9 protein-coding genes are annotated in these 10,046 nt (G+C 59.1%); 4 read left to right on the plus strand and 5 right to left on the minus strand.

Translation table 11 applies throughout. The features are described 5' to 3' along the window. Positions 1–156: 156 nt before the first annotated feature. Entirely contained in the window at positions 157–906 is a 750-nt protein-coding gene (locus tag VGK48_11805) for a sulfite exporter TauE/SafE family protein (GenBank protein ID HEY2381853.1), read from the plus strand. 81 nt (positions 907–987) lie between these two features. Here VGK48_11805 and VGK48_11810 read toward each other — a convergent pair whose 3' ends face one another. Continuing rightward, a complete protein-coding gene (locus VGK48_11810; GenBank protein HEY2381854.1) occupies positions 988–1,839 on the minus strand; it encodes an ATP-binding protein in 852 nt (283 codons plus the stop codon). A 164-nt stretch (positions 1,840–2,003) separates the two neighbouring features. On the opposite strand from VGK48_11810, the gene VGK48_11815 reads away from it, so the two are divergent. From VGK48_11815 to VGK48_11825, 3 genes are all read left to right on the plus strand, one after another. Next, positions 2,004–2,849, plus strand: a complete 846-nt coding sequence (locus VGK48_11815) for an alpha/beta hydrolase (GenBank protein HEY2381855.1) — start codon at positions 2,004–2,006, stop codon at positions 2,847–2,849. Positions 2,850–3,232: 383 nt separating this feature from the next. Further along, positions 3,233–4,192 (plus strand): NAD(P)-dependent oxidoreductase, encoded by a 960-nt coding sequence (locus tag VGK48_11820; protein ID HEY2381856.1) that lies wholly within the window; start codon positions 3,233–3,235, stop codon positions 4,190–4,192. Next, complete coding sequence (locus VGK48_11825; GenBank protein HEY2381857.1) at positions 4,189–6,357, plus strand: cytochrome P450; 2,169 nt, start codon at positions 4,189–4,191, stop codon at positions 6,355–6,357. Before VGK48_11820 ends, VGK48_11825 begins: the two co-directional genes overlap by 4 nt. Before the next feature lie 45 nt (positions 6,358–6,402). Here the strand turns inward: VGK48_11825 and VGK48_11830 are convergent, their stop codons facing one another. The 4 genes from VGK48_11830 to VGK48_11845 form a co-directional block, all read right to left on the minus strand. Further along, positions 6,403–7,662 (minus strand): 7-dehydrocholesterol reductase, encoded by a 1,260-nt coding sequence (locus VGK48_11830; GenBank protein ID HEY2381858.1) that lies wholly within the window; start codon positions 7,660–7,662, stop codon positions 6,403–6,405. A 58-nt stretch (positions 7,663–7,720) separates the two neighbouring features. After that, entirely contained in the window at positions 7,721–8,575 is an 855-nt protein-coding gene (locus VGK48_11835) for an alpha/beta hydrolase (protein ID HEY2381859.1), read from the minus strand. Positions 8,576–8,737: 162 nt separating this feature from the next. After that, complete coding sequence (locus VGK48_11840; protein ID HEY2381860.1) at positions 8,738–8,872, minus strand: hypothetical protein; 135 nt, start codon at positions 8,870–8,872, stop codon at positions 8,738–8,740. A 354-nt stretch (positions 8,873–9,226) separates the two neighbouring features. Beyond that, positions 9,227–10,046: MFS transporter (locus VGK48_11845; GenBank protein HEY2381861.1), on the minus strand; the 820-nt coding region annotated here is incomplete at its 5' end.

Raw genomic sequence — 10,046 nt, forward strand, 5'->3', positions numbered from 1 at the left:
CCGAGCACGGACATGCCGGCGCCCAATCGACCCAGAAACAGCCTTCGTGCTACTGGCAATTCATGTTTCTTTTCATTCATGACAACTTCCTCCATGCGCAGCATCTTACCGTCAGCCATGTTAAATTGTCCCGGGTTTTGCTCCAGGAAATCGATCATGCCTTTGGGTTACATCATCGCAACGATACTGGCTCTGCTGGTCGGGTTGTCTCTCGGGGCACTCGGCGGGGGCGGATCGATCATCACGATTCCGCTACTCGTGTATGTCGCGCGCATCCCGGCGGAGAATGCCGTCGGAATGTCGCTCGTGATCGTCGGCACGACCAGCTTGCTCGGTGCGATCCTGCATTTCCGGCGAGGCAATGTCGATTTGAGGCCGAGCCTGCTGTTCTCGGTCACCGGCATGGCCGGTTCTTTTATTGGATCGGCGGGCACCCATCTGCTCTCGCGCAAAAGCCTGCTCCTGATGTTTTCCGTCATCATGCTGTCCGCCGGGCTCGCGATGTGGCGGGGCTCAACGGGCTTGCATCAGGCCACGGAACTCAGCGTCTACCGCTCTCTATTGGCTGGTTTTGCAGTGGGGTTGCTGACAGGCTTCCTTGGAATCGGTGGCGGGTTCCTGATTGTACCGGCCCTCGTATTGTTCGCCGGACTCGATCCGAGAAAGGCCGCGGGAACATCTCTCGCGGTTATCGCCTTCAACTCCAGTACGGGAATCTTGGGCCAGCTGCGGTTCATCACATTCGACTGGCCGTTGCTGGCAGGTTTTCTAGCTTTTTCTCTCGCAGGCATGATCGCCGGCTGCGCCTTGGCGGTTCGTCTCTCGCACTACAGCCTGCGCCGCAACTTCGGGATCACCATCATCATTGTGGCAGTTTTTGTAGCCCTGGGAAATCTCCTGCAATAGCCAAAGTTCCCGCATCATAAATGTGGCGGACCAGGCAGGCCAGGCAGGCAATATCACACCAGAGATAAACACGGTTCGTGGTCAGCGGCGGATATCGCGGCTGCGTTCGGCTTGCCGCCGCCGGTAGTCGCGGCCGTACATTGGAACGAGGTCGCACATTTCATAGAGCCGTGACCGCAATCGGTCGCCGATCTGATCTTCGAGTGTTTCCGGTTCGTCGCGGACCGCCGTAAAACGGATACCGCATTGTTCCAGCCGGGCCATCGCAAAGTTGTCGATCTCGCCTTCGTGATTCATCACGCCGAGTTTCTTCATGGCCGCGATGCGAAGGGCGTTGCGATCGGCAGACGGTTTGTCGGTGAGATTGGTTGTAATGATCGTGGAGCGGCCGTTGTTATAGCGGTTACTGATGACGTTCGACATCTGGTCCTGCACCCAGGCGGACCAGCGCTGAGACCCGAAGTCATCCAGGATCAGCACGTCTGCGTCATAGACCAGCCGGGGCAGCACCAATGTGCGTGCACTGCTTATGGAATCGCGAATTTTCTGCAGTTCGGCGGAAAAGTCGCAGAAGAAGCAGGGAACACGCGCCGCTTCCGCCAGCGTCCGGATGATGGCGACCGCAAGATGAGTCTTGCCGAGACCGGGCGAGCCCTGAAACAGGAGGCCTTTGCGTATGGGATGGCTCACATAATCCGTCACGTATTTATTCGCCATCTCGTGCGCAACCTTGAGATATGGGTCGTGTTCGTTCGTGACGTAGTTATCGAGCCGGCAGCCCGCATACTTGCTCGGTATCTCCGCCGCTTTCAGCAGGCGGGCAGGCAGCTCCTGATCCCTGCAGTCGCAGCGAACGACTCCCTGCTTTTCGTCCAGGTACCGGAAGCCGAGGCCCCCACATTGCGGACAAGTTGTCGCGATGCTCTCGGACATGATCGAAACACTCCTCCAGGTTCACGAGAAGAGGTGAAGTATAACAGCGATAATGGGCGCGCGCCGGATTCGAGTCTATTCGAATTTCCAGCCCCGCAAGCGAGACGCGGCGCATCATAGGAAAATGTATGCAGTCCCTTGGCATGGCCGGTGGGTGAGCTGTAGTGGCGCGAAATGAACGCAATTCGCTTTTCAAGTCTCCGTCCTGGCCCGCCCGCATCGGGCGTATGCTGCTGATGTTCTGCGTGCTTGGAACGGCAACCGCGATGATCTTCGAGAATCAGCTCATCTACCACCCCAGCCGGGAAGGATTTTACGGGGGTGATCATGGCTTTCCGGTTCAATATGTAACATTTACCGCCGATGATGGCGTGCGGTTAAGCGGCGCGTTCTGTCCGGTGGAGCATGCACGCGGAGCCATCATGTGGTGTCACGGCAATGGCGGGAACTTATCGTACGGATTCGACGCCGCCGGTCAGTTTCGCAAACTTGGCGTTTCGGTCTTTCTCTTTGATTACCGTGGATACGGCAAAAGCGAAGGCTCGCCGAACGGTAACGGAGTGATGCTCGATGCGGAGGCCGCGTATCAGTACGTGACGCAGAATCTCAACGTGCCGCCGTCCCATCTCGTCATTCTCGGCGAATCGTTGGGCGGGGCGCCGGCAATCCGGCTGGCATCCCGCCATCAGTGCGCCGCATTGATCACACAATCGACATTTACATCCATCCGGGACATGGCGGCGGTCCAGTTTCCATATTTCCCGTGGCTTCGCTTCCTGGTTCGAACGAATTTTCCGAACGCCGAGGATATCGCCCGCGTACGCGCGCCCAAATTGCTGATTCATAGCCGGACGGACGAAGTCGTGCCGTTCTGGATGGGCGAGAAACTCTTTGCTGCCGCGAACCAGCCGAAGGAGATGTGGGTGATCGATCGGGCGGCACACAACGAGACGTTCGGCCTGCCGGGTTACCTGGATCACCTCCGGACGTTTCTAGACAGGGTCCTTTGAGGGCCCACTCGGTTGGAGCATTTGCGGGTTCGGTTTCGTTAGCGGCCGAACTCATGGGCGGCGTCCGTTAAGGCGGGGAATGTCCATCTGGGCGATATTCACCAATATGTTAGACGCCGGTTAACATACTGGTGAATGTGACCGCGAGAATACTCCGCTGCCGTTGCGCTCTGGGCGCCGGCGTTTTTCACATCGCTGCTGCCGCGTTTGAAGACCCAGTAAACTGCCCTCGCCAGTCGAGCACCTTCAACGTCCGACGGTTCTGATAAAATGCGGCTCGATATAGTTCCGGCCTCGTCGGAGAAAGGTTTGGGCATTACGGAGAAAGCTCGGCAGATTGCGCTGCAGTCCGCGGCGGCCACGCCATCTGGTCTGGATCAACTGTGAAAGTTCTGGTCACTGGAGCCTTTGGATGTATCGGCTCCGGACTCGTCGGGGAGTTGCAGCGCCGGGGTCACCGCATTCGCACATTCGACCTTCCCACCATCTGGAACCGAAAGGCCGCACGGCGTTGGCGTTTTGCGGAGTTGGTCTGGGGGGACATCCGGGACTCCGGGGCGTTACAGGCGGCAGTGCAAGATCAGGATGCCATCATCCACCTTGCAGGCGTTTTGCCGCCGGACAGCGACTCCGATCCGGTGCTGGCGAAAGAGGTTAATGTTGCCGGCACCGCCAATGTGCTGAGCGCCGCCAAGGCTGCCGCCGGCCGGCCGCGAATCATCTATACGTCAAGCTTTCATATCTACGGGCCGACGGCGCATCTTCCTCCGCCGCGCCGGGTCGACGATCCTGTGATGGCGGTGGATGCCTACACCGCCCACAAGCTCGAGTGCGAGGACATGCTGAAGCGGTCGGGTCTCGATTGGACGATCATCCGGCTCGCCTATGTACCGCACATCGCGTGGCGGCGCCCGCCGGCTTTGCTGTTCGAAGTTCCGCTCGACACCAGGGTCGAAACACTGCACGTCCGCGATGCCGCCGCCGCTCTGGCCAATGCTCTCGATTGCGATGATGCGCTTGGGCGTATCCTCCTAGTCGGAGGCGGCCCGCGCTGTCAAGTCCTGTACCGGGACTACATATTCAAGGCACTCTGGGTGATGGGAATCGACCCGCTCCCCGAAGCGGCGTTCGGGAAGCGGCCATATCCGATGGATTGGCTCGATACGGTGGAGAGTGAGCGCCTCCTGCGCTACCAGCGCCATTCTTTCCATGACATCATTCTCGATACCCAACGGCAAATCGGCGTCCGCCGCGGTCTCGCGAGATTGCTGCACCCGCTTCCGCGTTATGCGATCCTGCGCTTGTCTCCCTACTGGCCGCCGCGCCTGACAGCCAGTTTATGACAGCCGCCAAACCTCCTCTCGTCCCAGGGTGGCCCCTTCTTGGCAGCGCTCTCGAGTTGATGCGAGATCCTGCTCCATTCTTCGTTCAGAATTACCTTCGGTTCGGGCCGGTGTTTCGCGTCAATGCCGCCCACCATCGTTTTCTGGTGTTCGCCGGATCCGAAGCCAACGATTTCTTCATGCGCGGCGCAGGCGCTCATTGCCTGGAAAATAAGCGGGCGTTTGCCGTGATGGAGAAGGAACTCAAGGGAGAAAACCTGATGTTCAGCATCGACGGCCAGCGGCATCAACAGGTGCGGCAACTGCTGCGGCCGGCGTATTCGCGCGAAATGCTGGATCGGAATTTGCCTCATATCGGAGAGGTCCTCGAATCGGTGATCCGCCAGGCGGCCGGACAGAGCATCCCTCTGCGCCCTCTGATGCAGCGGCTGATTTCGGAACAGTTGGGGAGAGCCATCCTGGGGCGAAGTCCGGAAAAGATATTCGACGAAGTGGTGTTTTTCCAGACGAATTTAATCGAGGCTTTCCTGGGAAAGTTCCCCGCGCTGCGAGTGCGTTGCCCGCGCTATCGCCGTTCAAAAGCGGTGTTATTCGAATTTGCCCGGGAAATCCTCGACGAGCGCCGGCACATGACATCTCCGCAAGGCGAACGCACGATTGCCGACATCGCCCTGGCGGGCCGGATCGATGGCCGGCCTTTATCCGAACACGATCTGACGGCCTTTGTCCTCGGGCCCATTTTGGCCGGCCTCGACACCGCTGCAAGCACCTCCACGTTTTTTATTTACGAATTGCTGCGGCACCCCGAGATGCTGGACCAGATCCATGCTGAGATCGATCAGACCTTCAGCCATGGCATTCCAACGGCTCATGAACTGCGCGGTATGCGGACATTCCGCGGCGCATTCCTCGAAACCTTGCGGCTGCATCCGGTCGCGCCGGGCATCGGACGCCATGTCGCAGAACCCTTCGAATTTCAGGGTTATCGGGTCGAGGCGGGACAGGAAATTCTTATCGCGATCAGCGTCCCGCACTTCCTGCCGGAGTTTTTTCCGGAGCCGGAACGCTTTGACATCGAACGGTATTACGAACCGCGTCGTGAAGATCGTCAGCCCGGTGTTTTTGCGCCATATGGAGTCGGCCCACATTTGTGCCTGGGGAACGGGCAGGCGGAAATAATTATCATGCTGACCGTCGCGATGCTGCTGCGTTGCACGCGATTGTCGCTGGATCCACCGAACTATAAGCTGCGTACCCGCATGGAACCGGTCCCCGCGCCCTCCGGATGCAAGGTGCGAATCTCCGAATTTCGAGCCGCAACCCCGGGCCGCCCCGGGGCCGAACGGACCGAACAGGCCGCGATGGTGCTTCCGACGCTCGACCGCAAGGCTCTTGCGGATGTCGCGTCACAGGTTGTCCTGAGAACCTATGCTGTCGGCGCCGTGATCATCCGTCAAGGCGAGGTCGCGGATCGCTTCTTCATGATTCACGAGGGAGAGGTGGATATCGAGGTTGCCGCCGGCCATGATGGCGCATCGCGCGTCGTGAATCGGCTGGGCCCAGGCGGCTATTTCGGAGAGATCGGGTTGTTGACCGGCTCGACGCGAAACGCCACGGCCCGTGCCATTCGGGAAACTCAGTTGATGGAGCTGGACAGAAGCGGCTTCATGACGATGATCTCGACGAGCGACCTCACGAGCCAGGAACTGTCGCGGGTGATGCGCCAGCGGATCATCGCCACCGGGCTTGCTGTTGCTTTGCCGTCGCTCGACGCGCGGCAGGCGGCAAACCTGGCCGAGCGAGTCCAGCTCCAGCACTATGCCGCACAGCAAGAAATCGTGCGGCAGGGTGAGCCCGCCGATGCCTTCTATGTTTTAACTCGCGGAGCCTGCGAGGTCTTCTGCCGCACCCCCGGCGGAGGAGATGCCGTCGTCGGGCAACTCTTTCCGGGCGACTTCTTCGGAGAAGTGGGACTGTTACTCGGGATGCTGCGCACAGCTACTGTCCGCGCAGGACCTGAAACCGATGCGGAAGTTCTCGCAATCGACAGCGATGGTTTCCGGTCCTTGATCCAGGATTCCAAGCTTGCGCATGAGGAAATCGCAAACGTCATGCGGACTCGTCTAGCAGCGCAAAAGACCTCCGGGCACGGAACAGGTCAATAACTCAATAACACTTCCAACGGCCGGCTGCCGGCCGAAACCATCCTGTCAGATTATTCCCGGGATCGCCCAATAGGGCACCGCATTGCGATAGACTTCCCAATCTTCACCGTACTTCGCGGCACAGCGCTTGTCGTCTCGAATAGCGCGATCCGGCAAGAGAATGGCCAGGAAAATAAGATAAAAGTAGGGAAGCAGGTTTTCGAACCCGGCCGGCAGTATCCACAAGAAGCCGCAAAGGGCCTCGGGCACGTAGTGGAAGTGCCGGGCAAGTCCCCACCAGCCTGAAGCGAGCAAAAGGTTTTGCCTTTGCCCGCGCCCGGCCGTTACATATCGTCCGACGATCAAAACCGGTGCTTTGCCCCATATCAGAGTCCTTCCGTCCGTCTCCCTCACCCTCTGCCGTTGCTCGTCGGCAAGATAAGTGACCAGCACACACACAGTTCCTGCGGCAAAAATCAGAGCCGCCGGTAAGGCGCGCAAAGATAGCGAGTGATCCACTAAATACAAGGTGGACGAGGTGTAGATGCTCGGCAGCCAGGCAAGACAGCCCCAGCAGATATAGAAGCCGGCGCGATCATGCGTGATATCGAGCGAGCGAAGATAGCCGGCCTCCCACCAATAAAATTTCGCCAGATAAATGAATTGAATCCCGATCGAGGCCAGCATCGCGTGGCTGAGACGTCCATGCCTTGAATATTGCGCCGCTGCGAAGGATATGAGGATCAGAGGCCAGCCCATCATTCCGAAATGGCAGTTTGTAAACATCTTGACGTCCCAACCCAGGATGACCGGATGCAACTCCATTCCCCAGAAATAATCGAAAACGATGCTTCCGGTTCCGCCGCTGTCGCAGTTGGAAGGCCTGGTCCGGCCTTTAACGTAGAGAAAGGCACAAAAGACGATACTGAAAAGGTTGAGCGCCCCCAGCAGTTCCCCGAAATGATCGTAGATCACTGCCGCCGGGAACAATCCCAAACCGAACGAGGCTGCCAGATATAGGGCCAGCGTAGCGATAAATGCAAAAAGCCCGTTGACCTTATAAACGGGAATGTTGCCGCCGGGAGTCACCGGCCCCTGAACGGTACGGCCGGGCAAAACCTTCATCAGAGCCAGCTGGACTGTCCCGTAAATGAGAAGCATCGTCCACGCGGTCCGCGATCCCCAGAACACTGGTCTCCATACATGCCCGATCACCGCCAGAGTTCCGGCGTGCCTGAACTCGGCGAGCAGGCTTAACACGGACCCGCCATGAACCACGTACGTGTACCACAGGGTAATGGTGAAAGGCGGACTGCAAAGAATCAAGGCGGCCGGTAATAATGTTCGCCGCAGCCATTGGGAGGCGACCGGTTTTACGGATTCCCTAAGCAGGCCGATGCGCCTTGAGGAAGGAATGAATCTGGCGCACGGCCAGGGGAATTCGCTCCTTGGGTTCTTTCCAGGGGAAGATGCTGACTTCGGCTTTTGGCGCGAGCATCGCGCACTCCATGGCGACGGCGAGCGGGTGCGCCGGGACATCGTCCGGCAGGATGAGGACCGGATTCTGGCAACTGCGCACGAAATCGCGGGTAACGGTGAACACGAAGTCCGGGTCGGTCTCGAACATCCGGGTGACGAATTGATCGGTCGTCTGCAAGCTGATCTCGGGCCGTTTCGCGATCAGCGTCGCACCCCAGCCCTTCCAGAATGCGCCTGCGTACTTCGGGTCGCGCATTTCCGGACGCCAGCCCACGGGCTGAGCCAGCACGGCCGCGGCAATGCGAGTGGGAGCGCGCTTCAGAAGACTCCAGATAAAGGGGCCGCCGATGCAGAAACCCATCACCGAGAACTTGTCGATTTTCAGATGGTCCATGAGGCCGAGCTGGTCATCGGCATAGGATTCCCACGGCCGGCCGACCTCGACTGGCCCGGTGGACTGGCCGCTTGGGGCGTTGCGCAGGTCCGCCGTGATACAGCGATATTCTCCCTTGAACTGCTCGATCGCATTGAAGGGCGAATTCCCGGTAAAGAAGGAAATAGTCGAGTTCAATCCTCCACCCGGGATCAGTAACAGCGGGAAGCCGGAACCGGCCTCCTCATAGTAGATACGAACCGGACCTTTTTCGTAGAACTTGCCGGCCGGTTTTTTGCCCGGCTGCTGAGCAAACCCGCGCGGCAGGGCGGCCGTGGCGCCTGCCGCAGCTCCCGCCGCCAGTATGGTGCGTCTGGTCCAACTCATAATCAGCATCCCCTCAGTGATCTGTCGGCGAGAAGGCAGCATAGCACAGGTTCTCGTTGTTAGTTTTGTTGCGGATTCCAGCCGCAGTCCCAAATCCTGGAGAGCGTCGGATACTGTCTGACACCCGGGATCGTCAGGGGCGCGCGGTTCTGCGTATATGTATCAGGGCCAGCGCAAGTCCAGCGCGATCGGTTCAGGGTATGCCGGTGCTACGGGAATTCCGGTGAATGGACCGACGTCGGGTTGGCCGACGACGAGTATTGTCATCAGAAGAGCTGCTGCGAGCTTGAAACGCATAGGCAACACTATACTTATAGACACCGTCTCCGGCAGAACGGCTGACAGATTCTACCGACATTGAGAGGCACGAGATGGACGGCGTCACCATAAGGCGCGTTGCGCTTGCGGGATTCATTCCGGCCCGCCGCGCGTCCCGCCTCGATCCGCTCAAAGCGCTAAGGTATGAGTAGCGCGTTCAAGCCGCATACCAATAAACGGGATGGGGATTGTTGTTGGTGGTTCAAAGTCCCGTGCAGCGGCTCCTTATAGATATTCGCGAAGCGCTCCTTGTTAATCGGCCTCACAGCACATGAAACCTTGTGGCATTAGGCATAAAGCCCGCGGCTACGGGCCGGAACCAACCAACGGGTGCTACCGCAGACGCGCGAATAATGCCGCGAGAACGCCGATCGCGCAGACCGGGATCAACGTGTAGCCGGCGGCGGCCCATCCGATCGATTCGGCGAGCCTGCCGAATACCGCGGGGCCGGCGACCATTCCCAGATTCTGGCCAAGCGCGACAATGCCCATGCCGATCCCGATCAGCTGAGGTGAAGGCATAACTTCAGGCACCGCGGCAAAGGTTGCGGTGGGGATCGGTCCGAGGACTATTCCAATGAGGATCATCACGACGGCGATACTCCCGCCGGACGCGTGGAAGGGAAACAGAAGCAATGCGCCCATCACGACGAGCGGAATCGCGATGATTTTCTTGCGTGAGCCGATCCGGTCTGAAATCCATCCGCCCAGGGGCGAAGAGAACACCGCCATTACCATTGGCAGGCTGGCTAAAAATGAGGCCTGCGCGAGGCCCATGTTCCTGAAGCTCGACAGGAATGTCGGATAGAAGGTTGCCAGGGCCAGAACGACCCAGTTGAAACACAGGAAACTCAAGCTGACCAGCCACAGGCTTGCATTCGCCATCCCTTTGCCGATTCCATCGGAGCGCTGCACTTCTTTAGGGGCGTCATCCGGGGTCCGGAAGAACAACGCGTAAAGAACGAACGTCAGCGCTGCGAATGCCGCTCCGGCCCACCACACCGATTGCCAGCCCCGCGATTTCGCCAAGGGGGGCGCGAGATTAAACATCACGATATTGCCGACCGGCACCCAGGTCGCCCAGATACCCATCGGAACTCCTCGCCTTTCCGCTGGAAACCACATCGCAATGGCGGCGGGACCGGCGACTCCG

The organism is Terriglobia bacterium, from assembly GCA_036496425.1.
GTDB lineage: Bacteria > Acidobacteriota > Terriglobia > 20CM-2-55-15 > 20CM-2-55-15 > 20CM-2-55-15.